The sequence below is a fragment of the Paenibacillus sp. SSG-1 genome (genome assembly GCF_002224835.1).
Lineage (GTDB): Bacteria > Bacillota > Bacilli > Paenibacillales > Paenibacillaceae > Paenibacillus_AQ > Paenibacillus_AQ favisporus.
Map to the genome: position 1 here is coordinate 4,334,763 of NZ_MBRK01000001.1, position 19,028 is coordinate 4,353,790.

The 19,028-nt window shown below is 55.2% G+C and carries 17 protein-coding genes; 1 reads left to right on the forward strand and 16 read right to left on the reverse strand.

Going from position 1 to position 19,028, the window contains the following annotated elements:
- Nucleotides 1–18: 18 nt before the first annotated feature.
- The 6 genes from BCV73_RS20095 to BCV73_RS20120 form a co-directional block, all read right to left on the reverse strand.
- Nucleotides 19–690 (reverse strand): AroM family protein, encoded by a 672-nt coding sequence (locus BCV73_RS20095; RefSeq protein WP_089548329.1) that lies wholly within the window; start codon nucleotides 688–690, stop codon nucleotides 19–21.
- A 163-nt stretch (nucleotides 691–853) separates the two neighbouring features.
- A complete protein-coding gene (locus BCV73_RS20100; protein WP_089548330.1) occupies nucleotides 854–1,789 on the reverse strand; it encodes a DUF1177 domain-containing protein in 936 nt (311 codons plus the stop codon).
- A gap of 72 nt (nucleotides 1,790–1,861) precedes the next feature.
- Nucleotides 1,862–2,920 carry a DUF917 domain-containing protein gene (locus BCV73_RS20105; protein WP_089548331.1) on the reverse strand — a complete coding sequence of 353 codons (1,059 nt, stop codon included), beginning with the start codon at nucleotides 2,918–2,920 and terminating at the stop codon, nucleotides 1,862–1,864.
- A 12-nt stretch (nucleotides 2,921–2,932) separates the two neighbouring features.
- Complete coding sequence (locus BCV73_RS20110) at nucleotides 2,933–4,543, reverse strand: OPT/YSL family transporter (RefSeq protein WP_089548332.1); 1,611 nt, start codon at nucleotides 4,541–4,543, stop codon at nucleotides 2,933–2,935.
- Between the two features lie 231 nt (nucleotides 4,544–4,774).
- Nucleotides 4,775–5,332 carry an aspartate/glutamate racemase family protein gene (locus BCV73_RS20115; RefSeq protein WP_481855796.1) on the reverse strand — a complete coding sequence of 186 codons (558 nt, stop codon included), beginning with the start codon at nucleotides 5,330–5,332 and terminating at the stop codon, nucleotides 4,775–4,777.
- A 242-nt stretch (nucleotides 5,333–5,574) separates the two neighbouring features.
- Nucleotides 5,575–7,113 carry a PucR family transcriptional regulator gene (locus BCV73_RS20120; RefSeq protein WP_089548334.1) on the reverse strand — a complete coding sequence of 513 codons (1,539 nt, stop codon included), beginning with the start codon at nucleotides 7,111–7,113 and terminating at the stop codon, nucleotides 5,575–5,577.
- Between the two features lie 154 nt (nucleotides 7,114–7,267).
- Between BCV73_RS20120 and BCV73_RS20125 the strand changes: the two genes are divergently transcribed.
- Complete coding sequence (locus BCV73_RS20125) at nucleotides 7,268–7,477, forward strand: hypothetical protein (protein WP_089548335.1); 210 nt, start codon at nucleotides 7,268–7,270, stop codon at nucleotides 7,475–7,477.
- Nucleotides 7,478–7,732: 255 nt separating this feature from the next.
- Here BCV73_RS20125 and BCV73_RS20135 read toward each other — a convergent pair whose 3' ends face one another.
- The 10 genes from BCV73_RS20135 to aspS all read right to left on the reverse strand — a co-directional run bounded on the left by BCV73_RS20135 (nucleotide 7,733) and on the right by aspS (nucleotide 19,013).
- Nucleotides 7,733–8,047, reverse strand: a complete 315-nt coding sequence (locus tag BCV73_RS20135) for a CD3324 family protein (protein ID WP_089548337.1) — start codon at nucleotides 8,045–8,047, stop codon at nucleotides 7,733–7,735.
- A gap of 357 nt (nucleotides 8,048–8,404) precedes the next feature.
- Entirely contained in the window at nucleotides 8,405–8,998 is a 594-nt protein-coding gene (locus BCV73_RS20140; RefSeq protein ID WP_076177007.1) for a TetR/AcrR family transcriptional regulator, read from the reverse strand.
- 35 nt (nucleotides 8,999–9,033) lie between these two features.
- Nucleotides 9,034–9,969 (reverse strand): SDR family oxidoreductase, encoded by a 936-nt coding sequence (locus tag BCV73_RS20145; protein ID WP_256992917.1) that lies wholly within the window; start codon nucleotides 9,967–9,969, stop codon nucleotides 9,034–9,036.
- A 169-nt stretch (nucleotides 9,970–10,138) separates the two neighbouring features.
- Complete coding sequence (locus BCV73_RS20150; RefSeq protein WP_089548339.1) at nucleotides 10,139–12,304, reverse strand: HelD family protein; 2,166 nt, start codon at nucleotides 12,302–12,304, stop codon at nucleotides 10,139–10,141.
- Between the two features lie 210 nt (nucleotides 12,305–12,514).
- Entirely contained in the window at nucleotides 12,515–13,099 is a 585-nt protein-coding gene (locus BCV73_RS20155; RefSeq protein ID WP_089548340.1) for a DUF5044 domain-containing protein, read from the reverse strand.
- Nucleotides 13,096–13,563: a DUF5643 domain-containing protein gene (locus tag BCV73_RS20160; RefSeq protein WP_089548341.1), complete on the reverse strand. Its 468-nt coding sequence runs from the start codon at nucleotides 13,561–13,563 to the stop codon at nucleotides 13,096–13,098. The genes BCV73_RS20155 and BCV73_RS20160 overlap by 4 nt, the downstream gene beginning before the upstream one ends.
- 313 nt (nucleotides 13,564–13,876) lie before the next feature.
- The gene (locus BCV73_RS20165; protein WP_076177002.1) at nucleotides 13,877–14,842 is read right to left on the reverse strand and encodes a 3'-5' exoribonuclease YhaM family protein; all 966 of its coding nucleotides are present in this window, start codon (nucleotides 14,840–14,842) and stop codon (nucleotides 13,877–13,879) included.
- Between the two features lie 145 nt (nucleotides 14,843–14,987).
- Complete coding sequence (locus BCV73_RS20170) at nucleotides 14,988–16,283, reverse strand: NCS2 family permease (protein ID WP_076177001.1); 1,296 nt, start codon at nucleotides 16,281–16,283, stop codon at nucleotides 14,988–14,990.
- A gap of 163 nt (nucleotides 16,284–16,446) precedes the next feature.
- Nucleotides 16,447–17,202: a tRNA threonylcarbamoyladenosine dehydratase gene (locus tag BCV73_RS20175; protein WP_076177000.1), complete on the reverse strand. Its 756-nt coding sequence runs from the start codon at nucleotides 17,200–17,202 to the stop codon at nucleotides 16,447–16,449.
- 23 nt (nucleotides 17,203–17,225) lie between these two features.
- Nucleotides 17,226–19,013 (reverse strand): aspartate--tRNA ligase, encoded by a 1,788-nt coding sequence (gene aspS, locus BCV73_RS20180; protein ID WP_089548342.1) that lies wholly within the window; start codon nucleotides 19,011–19,013, stop codon nucleotides 17,226–17,228.
- Nucleotides 19,014–19,028 lie beyond the last annotated feature (15 nt).

Below are 19,028 nucleotides of genomic sequence, written 5' to 3' on the forward strand. Positions count from 1 at the left end.
AAATAGGGTTCGACCGGCTCAAATCATTTCCGATACGATTTTAGCCATAATAGCATTCGACAGAATGACCGGCAAGCCGGAGGCTTCGGCCACGATACGGCGCGCTTCCTCCGTATATCCCATGCAGTCCAGCAGGATCAGATCCGTCTGATCCTTCAGCGCGCGTGCGGCGGCTTCGAAATTCCCTTCCTCAACAATGTACGGCGAAGCAACGGCAAACACCGGATGCAGTCCATGAAGCTCAAACTTCGAGTTCATGCTGTCCTTCTGCTCCTCCAGCGGAACGATGACGCCCAAACGTCTTGGGCCGACCATCGCCTTCACCGCCGGGGGAATGATATGATCCGGTTCGATCAAATAGGAAGATTGGGTGGCGAGTCCCGGAAATACGCCTGTGCACAGCAGCAAAATCTGCCGGATGCCCTGCTCTTCCATCGCATAAATTTTCTGCTGAAGCAGCGGCTGCATCTTGCTTCTTCCCATGACGACCGACTGCCCTGTCGTTAACCGCGAGGTGAGCGTATGGTCCCCCTCCTCCGGCTTCAGCTTTGCGTCGATTTCTTCCCTGGTCATTCCGTCCAGCACGCCGGCCTGAGCGATGTCCACCCGGCTTGGTAAATGCTCCTCCAGAATCGGCGTAACGTCCTTCCGCGGCGCCTGCCCGATCGTAATTATCCCCAGTTTCGTCATACCGCTGATCCTCCTTCACCATGATCGATATCGAATGAAGCTTCCCCACTACACATTGTTCGTGATCCCCTGGTTACGTCATGATTGAATCGTACCCAAACGGGGATCTCCCTGCTGAAAAAGGGAAGACGGCCGTTTGGCCTCTTCCCTCTTCCGTGCTGTCTCAGGCATTCCCCGCCGTCTGCAGCACCTTCATCGAACCGTACAGCTTGACGATCCGGTCATATTCATCCGGATTATAAAACGCGCAGGTTCCGTTCGTGACCTCTTTGGCGACTTCCACCGCAAAGCGGACCGCGGCGGCGATGTCGATCTCGTGGCTCGCCCCCGTGCCGCATCCCGGCACGACCGACTGGGCCGTTACGGCTACCCCGACGACCGGTGCCGAGGTGGCCACGGCAGGCTGCAGGATCGAGTTGATGTGGTACAAGTCGTTGCCGTAAGGTGTAATGTCCTGCATCGTGATCGGGAACGTCACCGGCAGCAGTCCCGTCGTCATTTCCATAATGCGCAGCAGGTCCTCGCTCACCCGCAAAATGTAACCTTCCTTGACGGTCGGCGAAATGGCGAAGCCTTTATGGTTGATGACCCGGTTGCCCTTCGTCGTGTCGATTGAGAGGACCGCGTCCATTTCCGGCAGCACCTCGTGGGCGTTCATCGCACCGATATCAACCGGCGAATCCATAAAATCTACCGGCTCATGCGGACGGGTTGGGGCGTCCGGACAAATATGCGTCGTCACGATAACGTCGCCTTTGAGGCGGTCTCCCTTGACCTGCATATCCGCAAGCTTAAGCGCGGAAGCAACCGCCGCTACTGCCCCGTCAGCGTCGGAGACGAGTCCGATCCGGCTTGGACGGGCGCCAATGCCGCCAAGGCGTCCAACGATGCCGAGGGTCGGAACCGAACCGCCCTTGGACTTGCCCTCGGTGCCCGGAATGACGATTTTAATAAAATCAGTGCTTCCCTTTTCGCCGGTTACTTTTTGTACGTGGACGGAAATCTCCGCATAGTCGGCGAACAGCGCTTTGACCTTCTCTCCCGTTACATAGCCATCATCCATCGCATCCAGCGAAATCATCGTTTGCTTGAGTGTCATATGACCGATACCTCCATCTTCTGTCTGTTGTGCGGGTGTTCTCTCTGTAACTTTCGAACCATCCGTAACGATTTAGAACAAATAATCCAGAACCGGCTTCTTGATAATGTCTTCCACCGGCAGCATCAGCTTCTTGTTGCGCATCGTGGTGCTGAGGAGCAGCTTCTCCTTCGGCACGACGATCACGGCGAGCTGCTGCCCCTTCTCCAAAGCGGCGGTCACGACCGGTCTGGCCGTCTTGGCGTCCAGGGTCATGATCAGGTCCGGGAATGTCGCGAAGCGTCCCCCGTCCTTTTCCAGCGTCATGTATTCATTCCAGAACGTCATTTCGAACCCGTCGATCTGCACGGTCCCGACATCGAATCCGCCGGTCGTCTCGATCTGAAAATCCGTCACTTCTCCGGCCGCCACGATCCGGCCGCCGAGCTTGGCGACAACTGCTTCGATAGCTGCTTCGCCTTTGGCGCCGAGCAGCGCCCGGCCGACTTCGATCGCCTGCGAGATGGCTCCCGGAGCGCCGTTTTGCTTCGCATAAGCTGCGGTCACCGGATTTCTCGCCACTGCGACCAGGCCGCCCGCTTCAACCGACGCCTTGCGGATCATCGACGCCGCTTTGCCAAGGGAACCGGAGACGCTGAACTCCAGATAGTTGTCACCTTTACCGCCGATGGCCGTTTGGTGGGACACGTAATCTTCAACCTCCGTCAGATTCAGGGCACCCATCGTGCCTGTCGGATGCGCTCTGCCGTTGCAGGCGAAGTCGACCAGCGGAATTCCGGTAATGACCGACTGCAGCCATCCGTTGACCGTTGTGCCAGCCCCGTTCTCGTTGGTGTGAATGGCCGAGATCGGCTTGCCGAGCAAGCCGGTCAGCATGTCCAGCGCTTTGGAGTAGTGAATGGGCTTCAGGTACTTATCCTTTGCCCCCGGTGCACCGACCAGCGATACGGTCACGAGCGTGTCGTTATCGGCGAATTCGTCGATGGTGCGCAGCTCCGGCTGCCCCAGCTCGAGCGCGAGCCGGCCGATCTGAAGGCCTTCCTCGATCCAGCCGCCGCCGCCGCCGCCCAATACTGCGCCGCCATAAACGGCGCTCTCCATCATGCTTTCATCCAAAGGTATACGTGCCATTGGTGTATGCACCTACTTTCTGATTTTGAATATCGAGTTAAAGAAGCTGTACAGCGCGTCCCCTGCGATAAAACCGGCCGCCAGGATACTCATTGGCGTTTCGGCTTCCTTCCCCTTCACTTTCAGGACAACGATCCGGATCAAGAGACCCGCAAGGACCGCCCAGCAGGCGTTCGGTGTCGCAATGAGGAGGCCTGTCGCGAACATGACGCCGATCTGGCGCTTGGCGCCGCCGATGAGCTGCAGAATGGCGCCAGGAATGGCCCACAGCAGCAGCTTCATTGCCACGTCGCCCGAGGTTCCCGCTTGAATCGTCGATACGTAAACCGTATCGATCGGCGGAACGAGCTTTTGCGAGAAGTAGGAGTTATACGTCAGGGCAACAACGATAACGGCTACGCCGAAGGCGATCATGCCTGTCATGTACTGCTGCTTTCTGCCCCGCTTTTCAAATTCGGGGTCTTCCCCGTTGCCGCGCAGAATGTAGCCTGTCTTCAGGTCGTATCCCATGTCCGCAAACGCTGGGCCGGTAGCGGCACTGAATCCGGCCAAAAGGGCCAGCGCCACCGGTGGAAAGCCGATCAGCATACCGAACAAAAGCGTAATGAACGCGACGGCAAACGCCGGGAACCAGCCGGAATGCATCGCCGCGATGCCGACGATAATTTCGTGCACAAACGCGGCAAAGGCCGCAAAGAACAGGAAGCCGATCAGCATGCCGAGCGACATCTTCGTCATCAGGCCGCCGATGATGGCGATAATAAGTGCGATGATCAGGTAAGCGACAAAGCCCAGTCCCAGGGAGCGTCTCGCTTCACCCTCCGTACGGGTATACTTCGAATCGTCAGCTTCCCGTTCCGATTTTTTCGGCCGTTTGAAAATCAGAATCGCGGCTTGAACGAGGGCGACGATCCCTGCGCCGATCATGACGCCATGGGCGATATAGAGAGCCTCCACGTTAATGTTGAACCACGGAATGGAATACTGCCGGATCAGAAGGCCGATGCCGAACATGCTGAGCGCCCAGATGTTGCCGATAAAGGCGACGCCGAAGGCCGACATCGAAATGTGGAAATAGGAACCGATGAGTCCGAGTACCGTACCGACGCCGAGCAGTCCGGCGCGCTTGCCGCCCTTATCGCCGGCTATGATCGATTCGGCTGTCGCTACGCCCGGAGCCCATGTCCCTGACGCGGGGAACAGCTTCGAGTCGAACAGCTTGTACAGCAGCGCCGCATCCACGAACATGGCCAGCGCTACACCGATCAGCATCGGAACGATCAGCTTCGTTTCCCCCATCACGAACGGAATGCCGATCGGAATAAACAAACTGTTGGCCGCCCCGAACGTGGCCGAGGATATCGAAGTCTGCACCATATTTTGCCGGTGTACCGACTTGTATTTTTTAAAGACCGCAATCGGAATCCTCGCGATCAGCATCGCTACGAGCGCTCCGATAATAGCCGTATTCGGCGTAACACCAAGCGTGGTAACGATTTGTATCCCGACGATGGCACCCAGGATGGCGGTAACGATGTTGAGTATCAAGCCAAAGGGCTCAAAAATGCTGGGGTGCTTCTCTTTGCCGCCTGCTTGTTCTGCTTCGTGTTTTACTTCGCTCATGATAACGCCTCCAATATATATGAATTTCACTTGGCACTTTAACATTCATTTCTATAGTTCAATCTATATTGCAGGCCGCATTTGAAGGATATGTTTTATGCCACGCCCGGTGCTGCTGGGCCCGGATGCCCACTCAGAGGTTAAGGAAAAGTATCTTCTTCCCAATCCTTATGAGAAGGGAGATTCCACCGCCTCGCATCAGGGTAATACAGTACTGGCAAATTCGAGCGATCAGGTAGCGGAAATAATCTGCTTATAATAGTTGGCGGCCATCAAGCCTTCCGCTTCGACGATATCAACGACGGGAACCTGCAGCTCTTTCCGGATCACATCGGCAAAATGAATAGTAGAGAAACCGGTGCAAGCGAATACAATCGCTTTTGCTCCCTTCTCCACCAGGGACCGTGCTCCTTCCAGCGCCTTCTGCCGTCCCGCTTCTGTCATCAGATCCGTCGTATTGGTCACGCCTTCAGGCCGGGAGTATCCTACGATCAGCTCATCCAGCAATACTTTCATGACCGGCGGAATCCCTTCGGTGATCCCCATTAATCCGACGGGCTCGCCGAGCGAGAGAGCGACCAAAGCAGCCGAACTTCCGGCCCCGATGACGGGGATCGACACACGGCTGCGTAATTCCCGGACACCCGGATCGGCGGCACAGCTGACAATCAGCAGGCGGCAGCCTTCCTGCTCCATCTGGATGCCAAGCTCTACGATTTTCGGAAGGGCTGCTTCCTCCGACGCATCATCGTAAATGCCCAGCGGTTGATCAGGTATGCTTCTGCTCATGACAGGGACTTCAAATTGCTCTTGAATCATGTTTCCATGCGCTTGCAGCACTTCATTATCTTTCGCCGTAAATACACGAATTAATCCTATCAAGTCGATCACCCCTTCGTTCCTTTAAACTATTGATGTTAAAATATATTACATTAGATTTTATGCCTTTCACCCCGATGGAACAATGTACTCATCCACCAAAACTGAAAGCGACCCTTTGTGCTCATGGCACAAAGGGTCGCTTTGATCCGCTAATGATTTAATAAATAAAATGTCGTACATAAGTACAATTCGAAACGGCACCTTGGATTGTTCAAATCTAGGCCGATAATCGATTTAATCCGGTCCATCCGGTAATTTACCGAATTGCGGTGAATAAACATCCGCAACGACGTTTCGTTCAGGCTGCCGCCTGTCGCCATATAATGATATAGCGTCCTGACGTAATTTGTGCCGTGGGTCCTGTCATGTTCAGCGAGCACGCCTACCTTTTCCTCAACGAACCGGTTCAGGCGGGCAGGGTCGGTCGATTCCTGCAGCAGGTGGATCATCTCCACTTCCGTGTAGGTGAACATCCGACGCTCCTGGTTCAGCCGGTATCCGATTGACACCGCCGTTCGGGCTTCGCCATAGCTTCGGTGTGCCTCGACCAGGGAGCCCGGACGGCCGATGCCCATCCGCACCCCTTCCCAAGAGCTCAGCTGCCCGGAAAGGGCATCGCACCATGGAAGCGGCACATCCTTGTCCACGATCCGCCGGTCCTGTCCCGCAGGCTTGGCGGAGGGCAGAAACAGCACGATCCTTCCCCCATGGATTTGGAGCTGGGACCGGACTTTCCGCGCGGCAGACTCCTTACGTATGAACGCCTGAATATTCGTGACGACCGTACTGTCCTCATTGTAAAAAGGCTCGTCCGCCTCGACGACAGCCACTTCCCACAGCCACTCGGGCGAAAGACCGAGCTGCCGGCCCCTGGAGGCCGTCACCCGCTCATCGGACACCGTGTTCAAAATCAGCTCCTCGAAAAACGTGCCCCTCAGCCGGTTTTCCGTGTCCTTGGCGATTTTGTTCCTCATCAGCTCAAGCGAGAAAACGAGCCTTGCCTGCTCAATCAGCATGAGATCCAGCTCATTCAGCTCCCGCTTCTCCACCACGAATTTACCCAGCATTTTGTTGTCGACGCTAACCTCCCACTGGTGATGCTTCCCCGAAGACCGGTAAGGGTACCCTTCCGGCGACGACGCCAGCACCTCTCCGGCCTTACCGATAATCCATATCGGCGAATCAATCAACTCCGAGACGTTGTCAGCGACGACTTGAATGCCTTTATTGTTCAATACCAGCCGGGTCAGCGCCTTATTGACCTCTTCGGCCCGCCTCAGCAGCACAGCCTGTCGGTTTAAAATTTGATCCATAACATGATATGTTATGTCAATGTAAGCCATCCCGATAGGAAGCTGAATGATCGGAATATCGTATTGGTTGCTTTTATCGATCATTTCCTGCGGGATATGGGGAATAAAGCGTTCCGGCTTAATGGCCACCCCCGCCCCGTTCACTTTGGCGAGCTGTTCGATCATTTCGACCAGCAGCGACGGGTCGTTCCGGGTCGAATAGCCTGTCGTCAGCACCATCTCGCCTTCCCGCAGCCAATTTCCGATATCGGGAACCTCCCAAATATCTATATATTGTACGATACGGTCAAGACCGCGTTCCCCGCTGATCAACTGCGCATGCTCCATCACCGGCAGCTTCAGCATCTCCCTGACCGTCAAACCTTTCGGACTCATTGCATCACCTCGCGGTTCACGGATATCTGGGTGCAGCATGTCCTTTTGCTTTCGTAACCGCTTGAATATGCCCCCTCTTCATTGTACCTTACTGCTTAGCCCCGATGCTATTGCTTTGTAACCGCAGCCAAAAGAAGGAAGGAGGCGGACTTCCGTGCATAAGAAAAACGTCTATCGACGTACTTCCAAAGAAGACAGACCGCGTTTAGCTGAAGTTTTTCTTGCGATTATAGAATGGTTCAGCTTCGCTGAAATTTATAAATTCTATAATCTTAAACAGCAAAAAACCGTTCAGCATCCGAACGGTTTCTTTAGAAACGGCCCGCCTGCTGAGCCATTTCGAGCATATGAAAAAGAGGTTTAACGCTGCGCGCACTCTTTACTGCTGTCGCATTTTGGAGCGGAACAAACGCGAGAGCATACCTGGCCATGGACTGTTCCAACCGGCATACAGCTGTACTGTGCTTTCCACAGGTTTTTCCGTAGCACGCAGCAACCGGCTCCTTCGTCTGTGCAGATCCGCGTGCTTGTATTCCATCAATTTCTCTTGTACATAGTGGTGTTCCATCATATTTTTTCTCCTCCGATCTATATTACGCATAGATGGGGAGGTGTTCGCCTACTGGCGTGCCGACACTTTTTGTTTCGAGGCATCCTCGGCGTGTTCCGACCGTTTTTTAAAAATCACCTTACGGATGCTCTCCTGAGACAGGTGGAAAGCCTGTTTCAAGTATTCGATTGAATGACCTTGGCAATGAAGAGCAAAGATCTCCTCGTTTCTGCGTTCGATCATTTGCCGTGTCCCGCTGTTTACACCCCATCCGACGCGTTCGTTGCTTCTCTTCGGGATGTAAATCAGCTCGCCCTCAATATGTTTCTGAAGTTCCTTCAGCAAACTAGGGGGAAGCACATCCCTCCCGTTTTTGTAATTCACGATAAACGTCCTCCTTAAACTTCAACAGATGTCCAGTTCCGACGGTTGTTTCAAACCCGCTAAATGCTTGGATCATGCTGTTTTCGCCTCCTTTCGAATTATGTACCCATATATTTTAATAAAACGGTATAAGGGGAGCCGATCGGCCCCCCGATACTGCGGGGCTTCGCTTACGCGAAGACCACCTCGTATTGTGTGATCAAATTGCATCAGCCTCCTTTCGTACAGAATCGTCGGCCGTCCGACACCTTTATTAACTCATATTTTGGGAATTCCAGCAAGTGAAAGAACGGATATAAATATTCTTTACCTCTTCAATGATGATAGGATATTCCTCACCACCGCTGCTGTACCGGGCTACCGGAGGAGAATTCCCATCAGAAGGCCGCTCTCATTCCGCCAATAATCCGGCTGTCCCGGTACCTCCTGCAGCATTAAGCCCGTCAGCGCAGACAGATAGAGAAACAGCAGCCGGCGGGGGTCTCCTTCGCGAAATTCGCCTGCTTCCTGGCCTTTGACCAGAATCGGGACCAGCTGCTCAATCGTATCCTCCGGCGAATACCGCCCGATCATTTCCTTCGCCCGCTCCGGAACATCGCTCGAGGTTTGAGCCTGGTGGATCAGCAGAAAGGCATCCTTATTATCACCCTCCAGCATAGCCTCCGTCAGGACGCGGATTTGCTCGGCAGGGCTTCCCGGCATACGCCCCAGCTCCTTCATCGAGTGCTGCGCCTCCTCCATCGCCTCCTGCACGAGTTCGGTAAACAGCTCTTCCTTGGAGCTGAAGTAGCGGTAAGACAGCCCTTGGCTGATTCCAGCTTCGGCGGCAATCATGCTCATTTTCGTTCCGTTGATTCCGTGCCGGGCGAACACCTTCAGCGCCGCCTTCTTGATCTGTTCCCTGCGTTCATCATGAATTTGTTCCAATTGCTGCTCGTTCAGCGGTGCCACGTTGGCGCCCTCCTTTTTATCAGTCTTCCCTGCTTTTATTGTATCCGTCGTAAGCCCGGTCCGGCAAGAAGTCCGGTCTGTTCTTCACTCACCTGCCATAGACGGCTCGCGCCGGCTTCATCCCGCGCAGCATTGGATGGCGTCTGCAGCTTCATGTCCGCGTAATAACCGCCGCTCTTCAGCAGAAGCTCCGATGATTCTGCGAGCCATACGAGCGTCTGGGCCCCTTGTTCAGGCGTTCGGGAAAAAGGCTTCATGCAGGCCATCGTCAGCCGGGCCAACCCTCCGTTATCCTGGTTGAAGTTGGTCGCCACCAGACCGGGATCAAAACAGTGAGCCGTAACTCCCGTACCTTTGAGCCGTCTGGCCAGCTCGGCGGTGAACAAAATGTTCGCCAGCTTGCTCTGGCCATAGCGGAGATTCGCACCTCCGAGAAGCGCCTTTAGTCCGCTGTACAGGCGGTCACCGTTCATATCATTGAAGTCAATGCCCTTTCTCGCCATTTTATGACCATGGGAGGAAGTCGTAATAATCCGGGCATCGCCGCTCGCTATCAGCCGATCCAGCAGCAGGCTGGTCAGGAGAAACGGGCCCAGATGGTTCACCGCCCAGGTCATTTCCAGGCCGTCCTCGGACAGCTTCTTCTTGACAAACATCGTTCCCGCGTTGTTGATCAGGCGGTCGATCCGGGGAACGCGGTTCAATATTTCTGCCGCTGCGCGGCGGATATCCTGCTGGGATGACATATCCGCAATGAAGCAGTCTATCTGGGCTTCCCCGTTTGTCATCTTACCCAGCTCTGCCGACAATTCCGCGGCTTTACTGCGGCTGCGGGCCACGATGCCCAGCTTCGCCCCTCTCAGGACCAATGCCTTTGCCGCCGCGTAACCAATGCCGCTGGTCGCTCCCGTGATCACGATATATTTGCCTTCAAGCGTCCGGCTATTGTTGAACCGTACCGTATTGTTCATATTCGATCGACCGCCTTTGCCCATTTTTTATGAATGAATCATTCATTCATTTGTCTTCAGTATATCTCCCCTCCCAGGAACTGTCAATCGTATTTTGAAAAACTGGGCTGCAACGGTTATCACAAAAAAAGGACCGTCCCTTGTGAAAGGAACGGTCTTAAGTTCGATGCTATTTCCACCCGCTTGTGACGATATCCTCCTGCGGGTTGTTCAAATATTGCGGCACCACATCCTCATGCATGATCCAGAGCTCGTGCAGCGCGCGCGTACAGCCGACGTACATCAGCTTGGCATCCCAAGCCTGATCGCCGTAATGGGCAAGATCCGCATCGGCCACGATGACGGCGTCGAATTCCAAACCTTTGGACAAATACACGGGCAGAACCGATAAACCGCCTTCATACGCCTTTTTGCCGCCGTCTATCAAATGCAGGTCGGGTATTCCAGGGGCCATCTGCTCATGCAGCCGGGCGGCGTCGGCCAGCGTCCGCGTGAGAATGGCTACCGTCCGGTAATCGCCGCCGGCCAGCTGCTGCAGCCCTTCCTGAAGGGAGCGGACCCTCCCCGCTTCTCCCGTATGATATGGAAGAATGCGCACCGGATTGCCGCTGCGGAAAACGGGTACGGCAAGCAGATCGCTCTTCACGCCATTTTCCAGGATGCCGTTGGCGAATTCGATAATTTCCATCGTCGAGCGGTAGCTTCGCGTCAGGGCAAAGTAGGCAGTGTTCTCCGGAGCAAACAGCGAGCTCATTTCCTCCCAGCTGTGGACGCCGCGGTAGGCGTGGATCCCTTGCGACAAGTCGCCCAAAATCGTGAAGGAGTGTCCCCGCACGAACAAGTCCAGCACCGCCACCTGAAACGGGGAGAAATCCTGCGCTTCGTCGATGACGATATGGTCAAAGCGCTGCTCCCCCGTAATGTCGTTCAGCAGGTAGTGCATATAAAGGAGAGCCGGAAGATCCTCTTCCCGGATGATGTCCTTTTTCAAGTCGGACTGGGTAGATTTCAGCACCGCGGCAGGGATGCCGCTCAGCGCTTCCTCCGGCCAGCCGCCGGCCGTTTTGACGGCTTTGAACATCTGCTTGTACAGCAGCAGCGGCTCGTATTTCGGCCATTTGTTCGCATACGACTTTTCACGCTGCGCCGCCTTCTTCTTCCGATCCTTGAGCGCTGCCGCCGAAGGTGACTTTTTCAGCTCCATTTCGATCCAGCGGTGGATTCTGGCCATGACCCTTTCTTTTCGCTTCGCCAGCGGGTACGGCTTATATTCCTCATTGAACCAATGCAGAATCGTCTCTCTAGCCAAGGTTGCCCCTTCCCACGGCATAAAATCGCCAGGTGGCACCGAACTCGATTCCATAGACGACAAGCAGTCACGGATCATCTGCATGAACACAATCGACCCTTTGAACCGTCCCGGCACGTTATCGGTGATTTCCGGCATGCCCCCCGGCGTCTCGAACCAATACCGCAGCGTTTCTTCGTTATCGGCCAGCGAAAGGTCAAGTCTCAGCAGCTGGAGTGCCCAGTCCGCAAACGTACTCTGCTGAATATCCCCGACCCCGAGCTCAGGCAGCACGTCGGAGATGTAATCCAGAAACATGTGGTTCGGGGCAAAAATGATCATTTTGTCCGCCGACACCTGGTCCTTGTACTGGTACAGCAGAAAAGCCAGGCGGTGCAGCGCCACGGTTGTTTTACCGCTTCCCGCCACCCCCTGGATGATGAGCGCCGTGTTCCGTGCGGCCCGGATGATCCGGTCCTGCTCCGCCTGGATCGTCGACACGATGTCCCGCAGGCGATTGTCCTTGTTCTCGCCCAGCCGGTACACGAGAAACTCGTCGGACACGGCGGGCTGGTCGCTCTCGCGGTTGTATGTATCGGCCACCCTCTCCAAAATCTGCTTGCGGATCACCACGTTCCGCTTCAAATACACCAGCCCTTCAATGATGCCCTCAGGCGCTTCGTACGAAGCCGTTTCTTCCCCGCCCGTAAACGAATAGAACAGGCTGGCCACCGGCGCCCGCCAGTCAATGACCATCGGGTGGTCGCCGACCTCCGCTTGGTCTACGCCGATTTTTCCGATGTAGAGCGGCTTGCGCTCCCCGCTTCCTTCCTGGAAGTCCAGCCTGCCGAAATAAGGCTCCTGCAGGCTTTTAGCCAGGGCCTGGCGTTTCTCCTCCCGGCCCGCTTCCAGCACCTGTTCCGTAAAATCATGCCCGGTGTATACCGGAATGCCGCCCAGCCTCTCAAGCTGGCGGTCGATCTCAGCGATCGTCGCATTCAGCCTACTCTCTTCCTCTTGATAGGCACTTTGAAAATCGGTCTCCACTTTCAGTTACCTCCTAAAAGTATTAAGGAGCGGGTTAACCGCTCCTGCTCTTGTAAGCCAATGCTTAAGGTTTATCCATAAGCCGCGCTTAAAAAGGATATTCAGTATATCATAATCCGGAGGCATTTTACCATAGGGATTTCAGATTCCCGGGGACCGGGGAAAGGAATAAAGACGGCCTATGTCCCCCGTGCTGCGACTTTTGCGGCGTTACTGCAGCTTATGCTCGTACCTGACCTTTCCCTCCCGGTCCAGTCCTTTGATGGATTGCCATGAGAAATCCCGTCCCTCCGTTTTCCACACGAACAGGAACATGCGGTCATCCGATATGCGCTGCCGCTCCGTTCCCGACGTCGCCGTATTGCTGCCGCGGTCCTCTATCACCACATCCAGTTCCACGGTAACGATGTCGGGATCGTTGACATAACCGTAAAATTTGGCCAGCCCGCCATCCGATCCGGTGCTCTTCATATCCCAGCTGTAGGCCAGCGGTTTTTCCGGGTTTTTGGGCACACCGGCGACACCTCCGCTGGGATGCCATTTAAAATGGCTCCAGGTAACCGTATCGGCAGAAAACCACTGCTTGTAGGTGCCCAGGAACACCACCGTATCCTGATCCACCTGAACCTTCCTCACGACCTTGGACGGCCCGTAATGATAGCTTCGCTCGGAAAGCTCATGGGCGCCCTGCGCCGTAAAGCTGCCGCGATCCAATCCGGATACCCACAGCAGGATGATGAACAAAATCAGGACCGCGCACCATTCCAGCACTCCACCCAGCCTGCTGATCTTCATTGGGTGCTCTCCTCCTTCTCCAGGAGAATCGGCAGCTCACTCTGCCGGTCATACCAATCATAGCGGAGGGTCAGCTTCTTCGTCCCTGCAGGCAGAGGGTCAAAATAGATCCATCCGTTCTCTCCCCATGGCACTCCGGTGCTGCTCGCCCCGTGCTGGATCAGTTCGTTGCCTGACGCGTCCAGCAGCTTGACGGAAGCCGTCGGGAAGGACCAGCCGTCCCGCACCTTTTTGCGGAAAGCGTAGCGGATCGCGGTCCGTTTGGACGTGGTGTACAGCTCCTTTAAAGTAAATGTATCGTCATCCATGTTCAGTTTCCGGTTCACCGGATACGCCGTAACCCGGCCGTCGTTTTTCAAGTCCGCGATCATAAGCCGGTTGCCGTCTCTCCATGGGAGCCAGTCGACCAACTGGAACAGCAGCAGCGCGGCAAAAACAAAAATAAGCAGCCTTCGTATCATCATTCCCACTGTTACATTTCTCAAGGGCATGCTCCTTTATTTCATCATGGATCTCAATAGCCATTTGTATTGGCGAAGATTTTACCATAAACCGGAAAATTCGCAATCGGATTCCTGTGCAGCCATCGTCCCTCCGCTCCAGCCGCTTCTTACGCGATGTAAGATCCGGCTGCCCCATGCGTTAGTTGCCGCTGAAGATCAAAAAACAGCCAGGGCGGGTCACCGCACACTGACTGTTTTAACATTCCCCATTATTTATGAATTCAGGATCGTATATCGTATAAAGTCCGGAAATCAGACGAAAAAGCTCACAACGTTAAGCCTTGCCGTATTTCGAACGGTAGAACGCCTTGTTCTCCAGCGCCCGTACCGGCGTGGTCCATTCATCCGTCATGGACATCGTATCGATGGCGTCCTCGGCGGCTTGCAGCTTGGCATCCATCTGGTCGATGAGATGCAGGGCAAGCGCCTCCGGGATTTGCGGCTGCACCGGACTGCCCCACTCGGCCAAATTATGATGGGCCAGAATAACGTGCTGCAGCAGCACGATTTTCTCCGCGTTCAGGTCCATGCCGTGAAGCACCGCCGCCTCCGTGATCCAGCTGACCGCAAGCGGAATGTGGCCGATCAGCTTACCGGTGAAGCTGTACTCGCTGACGATGCCCAGCTCCGCCGTCAGTTCTTCCGTCTTTGCGATATCATGCAAAATAATACCCGCCACGAGCAGATCCCGATTCAAAAACGGCCGCTGCATGCACACGAACTCGGCCAGCTCCAGCATCCGCACGACATGGTAGGCCAGGCCTGCGTAAAAAGCATGATGCATGCCTTTGGCAGCCGGATAATGCATGAGCTTATCCCCAACCTTGCCGTAGCAGTGCTCGATAATTTTGCGGAGCTCGGGATCCTGAACGCTTGCCGCCGCCGCCTTGATCGTATAGACCAGGTCCGCCGGCTGCACGGGAGCTGACCGTACGAAATCGGTAATGCTGTACCCGTCTTCATCCTTGGCCGGCCGGATCTGCGTTACTTTAAATTGCAGCCGCTCCCGGTACAGCTGGACGATACCCCGCACTTTGACGAGCATCGGCGCGAAGAACGTCTCCTTGTCCGTCGAGGAGGTATCCCACAGTTTCGCCGGGATTTCCCCGCTCGTATCCGATAAGATCATATCCAAATAATCCTTGGGCGGCGTGGCGTTCGTCTGTTTGACCTGCAGCGATTTCAGCAGATAGAAGCCCGTAATTTCCTGCCCTTCGGTAAACGATTGAATAAGTGTCATCTCTTGAAATCCTCCTAAATAATTCACTGAAAAAACGGCTCAGGACAGCTGCTTAGCTGTCCCTATCCATTACCCCAAACCGGAAAGATCCACCCGCCCTTAAACGGGTCCCCTTTCAAGGGATTCCACTTCCGCGATTTATGCCTTAGAGGAACGCATGCAGCACGAAGTTCGCCACAAACAGTACGGCAATGCCGTACAGCACAGGCGAAACCTCCCGGCCTCTGCCCTGGGCCAGCTTTACCACCGGGTAAGCGATAAAGCCGAAAGCCATGCCGTCCACAATGCTGTACGTAAAAGGGATCATGACCATAATGAGAAATGCCGGAAACGCTTCGGTCAAATCCGTAAACTCCATCTCTTTAACGTTCTGGACCATCAGCCCGCCGATCACGATCAGCACTGGCGCGATGGCACTGTCCGGTATGTAGCTCAGAAGCGGAATGAAGAAAAAGGTCGCTCCGAACAGCAGGCCGGATACGAGCGCCGACAGCCCGGTTCTCCCCCCGGCGGCAATCCCGGCGGAGGTTTCTGCAGCCGCCACCACGGGACTGCTCCCGAATATTCCGGCGAAGATGTTCGATATCGACAGCGCTCGGAGGCTGCCTTTAAAATGTTCCGGCCGGCCGATCATCTGGGTTTGCGCCGCGATGAGGCCGATATTTTCGAAGACGACGATCAGAAGCAGCAGAAAGACGGCGATCCAGAACACCAGGCTGCCGATCCCTGCCGCTGACAGATGGCCGAACAGTTCCCCGTACTGGCGGAAGGTATGTCCGGATTCGAGCTGTACCGGCTTGACGGCACCGAGCAGATAAGCCAGTCCCGTTCCCAGCAGAATGCTGATGAGCAGTCCTCCCTGCACGCCCCGGATAAACAAAATCAGGGCAAGCAGCAGCGTAAAGCAGGACACGATGACGGCCGGATCGCTGAAATGCCCGATGGTGACAAAAGTCGTCTGGTGGGCGATCACGATTTGGCTTTTTTGCAGCCCGATAAACGTCAGAAACAGCCCGATCCCTACCGTAATGCCGTGCTTCAGGTTGTGCGGGATGGCCTCGCTCACGATCCGGTACAAGGACGTAAAGGAAACGATCGAAAATAATACGCCCGTGACCGCGACGACCATCAGCGCTTCCTGCCAGGACAGCTTCATGGAATGCACCAGGGTGTACGTGAAGAAGGCGTTGATGCCCATGCCCGGTACGACCACAATCGGCGACTTGCCGCCAAAGGCCATCAGGAGGCAGCCCACAACCGACGTCAGCAGTGTTCCCACCATGGCGGCCTTCAGCGGCATCCCCGCATCGTGCAAAATATTCGCGTTAACCATCACAATATATACGACGGAAAAATACGAAACAGCACCCGCAATCCATTCTTTCTTCCAGCTGTCCCCCGGCAGCAGCCCCAGGCTGCGGTGCCAAAAACTAGATTTCAACAATAGTCCTCCTGTTCGACAAACGGTGTCCAACCTATTTTATTTATACCATATTTGTAAAATAAAAGGCGCGAGCGCCGTTATACGGCCTCGCGCGCCATCACTTGCTTCAGTTATGCCCGTTATTTCGCGAGCGTCTTCCCGGTCGGCTCCGGAATGTTCGTTATACCTGAATCCCTGCTTTGGCGAGCAGGTCCTTCACGGCAACGCTCACCATGATGAGGCCGACGACAGGAGGTACGTAGGCGTTGCTGGCCGGCGGCTGCTTTGCCTTACGGATCTCCGGCGCGTTCTCCGGAACGATTTTTTCCGTCACGTCCACGCGCGGCTTGATCGGCTCTTCGGTCGAGAACACGACCTTGACGCCTTTTTTGATGCCGTCTTTGCGCAGCTTTGTGCGGATGACCCGGGCGATCGGATCCATCGTCGTCTTGGAAATATCCGCAACCTGGAATTTGGTCGGGTCCATTTTATTGGCCGCGCCCATGCTGGAAATGATCGGGATTTTACGGTTCAGGCACTCTTTGATGAGATGGATTTTGTAGGACACGGTATCCGATGCGTCCAGCACGTAATCCAGCTCATACTTAAACAGCTCCTGATAGGTTTCTTCCGTATAAAACATGTTCAATGCGATCGCATCGATGTCCGGGTTGATCAGTTTGACGCGCTCTACCATCAGATCCGCCTTCTTCTGGCCGATGGTCGTCGTCAATGCATGGATCTGGCGGTTGATATTGGTAATGTCAACCACGTCTTTATCAATCAAAATAATGCGGCCGACCCCGGTGCGGGCCAGGGCTTCCACCGCAATGGACCCCACCCCGCCGATGCCGAGGACCGCCACCGTGCTGTTTTTCATGACTTCCAGGCCTTCCGGCCCGATGGCCAGCTCCGTACGTGAAAATTGATTAAGCATATCGTCAGGTGGCCTCCCTTAACTTAAGAATGAACTTTCTTCTCTTCCCCCGGCTTTTTCACGAGCTTGATGTGAAGCTGTTCAAGCTGCCCTTGGTCGACCGGCGACGGTGCATCCATGAGCAGATCGGTCGCGCTGGCCGTTTTCGGGAAGGCGATCGTTTCGCGCAGGTTGCTGCGTCCGGAGAGCAGCATCACGAGCCGGTCAAGGCCAAACGCGATGCCGCCGTGAGGTGGCGTGCCGTATTCAAAGGCATCCAGCAGGTGGCCGAATTTGTCTTTGGCATCCTCAGGCGACAAGCCGAGGGCCGCGAACATTTTCTCCTGCATGTCGCGCTTGTAGATCCGCATGGAACCGCCGCCGACTTCGTAACCGTTCAGCACGATGTCGTAAGCCTGGGCCAGAATGCTGCCCGGATCGGTTTCAAATAGATGCTGGTCTTCGTCGCGCGGACGGGTGAACGGATGATGCAGGGCAACGTAACGTTTCTCTTCTTCATCCCACTCGAGCAGCGGGAAGTCGACCACCCAGGCAAATTTGAATTCATTTTCGTTGATCAGGCCGAGCTGTTTGCCGATTTTCAGGCGAAGCGCGCCAAGCACGTCAGCTACGACTTTTTTATTGTCAGCGGAGAAGAGCAGCAGGTCGCCTTCTTCGGCCCCGGTGCGCTCTCTCAGCGCTTCGATCTCTTCAGGCGTAAAGAACTTCACGATCGGCCCTTTGAACTCGCCTTCCTTGACTTGGATCCAGGCTAAGCCTTTGGCACCGTAACGGGCCGCGAACGGACCCAGATCGTCGATTTCCTTCCGGCTCCACGTGCCGCAGCCTTTGGCGTTCAGCACTTTGACTTCTCCGCCTTTTTCGACGACGGAAGCAAACACCTTGACGCCGCTCGAAGCTACCAGGTCGCTGACTTGGATCAATTCCAGCCCAAACCGGAGGTCCGGTTTGTCAGAGCCGTATTTGTCCATCGCTTCGGCGTAAGTCAGGCGTTGGAATGGCAAAGGAATGTCTACGTTAATCGTTTCTTTGAACAGGCGGGCCATCAGCTGCTCCATCATGCCCAGAAGCTCGTCCTGGTTCATAAAGGACGTTTCGATGTCCACCTGCGTGAACTCCGGCTGACGGTCGGCGCGCAGGTCTTCGTCACGGAAGCAGCGGGCGATTTGGAAATAACGCTCGATGCCGCCTACCATCAGAAGCTGTTTATACTGCTGAGGGGACTGCGGCAAAGCGAAGAACTCGCCTTCATGCACCCGGCTCGGTACGAGATAGTCGCGTGCGCCTTCCGGGGAGCTTTTTGTCAGGATCGGCGTTTCGACTTCAATAAAGCCTTCTCCGTCCAGGAAGTCACGGAAGATCTTCGATGCTTTGGAGCGGAGCAGCAGCGTTTTTTGCATTTCCGGACGGCGAAGGTCCAGATAACGGTATTTGAGGCGAAGCGACTCGTCAACTTCCACACCGTCTTCGATGAAGAACGGAGGCGTTTTGGCGCCGTTCAGCACTTCGATCTCGGTAATCTGCACTTCGATTTGGCCGGTCGGCAGGTTCGGGTTGACCGTTTCTGCGTCGCGCTGCACAACTTTACCTGTGACGGACAGCACGTATTCGCTGCGCACTCGGTCGGCGATGGCCAGAGCTTCGCCGGAGTATGCCGGATTGAATACGATCTGCACGATGCCGCTGCGGTCGCGCAGGTCAATAAACAAGACGCCCCCGAGGTCACGGCGGGTTTGCACCCAGCCGTTTAATGTTACCGTTTCTCCAATGTTCGCGGTGGTCAGGCTACCGCATTGATGGGTCCTATGCATGTTTTGTCATTCCCC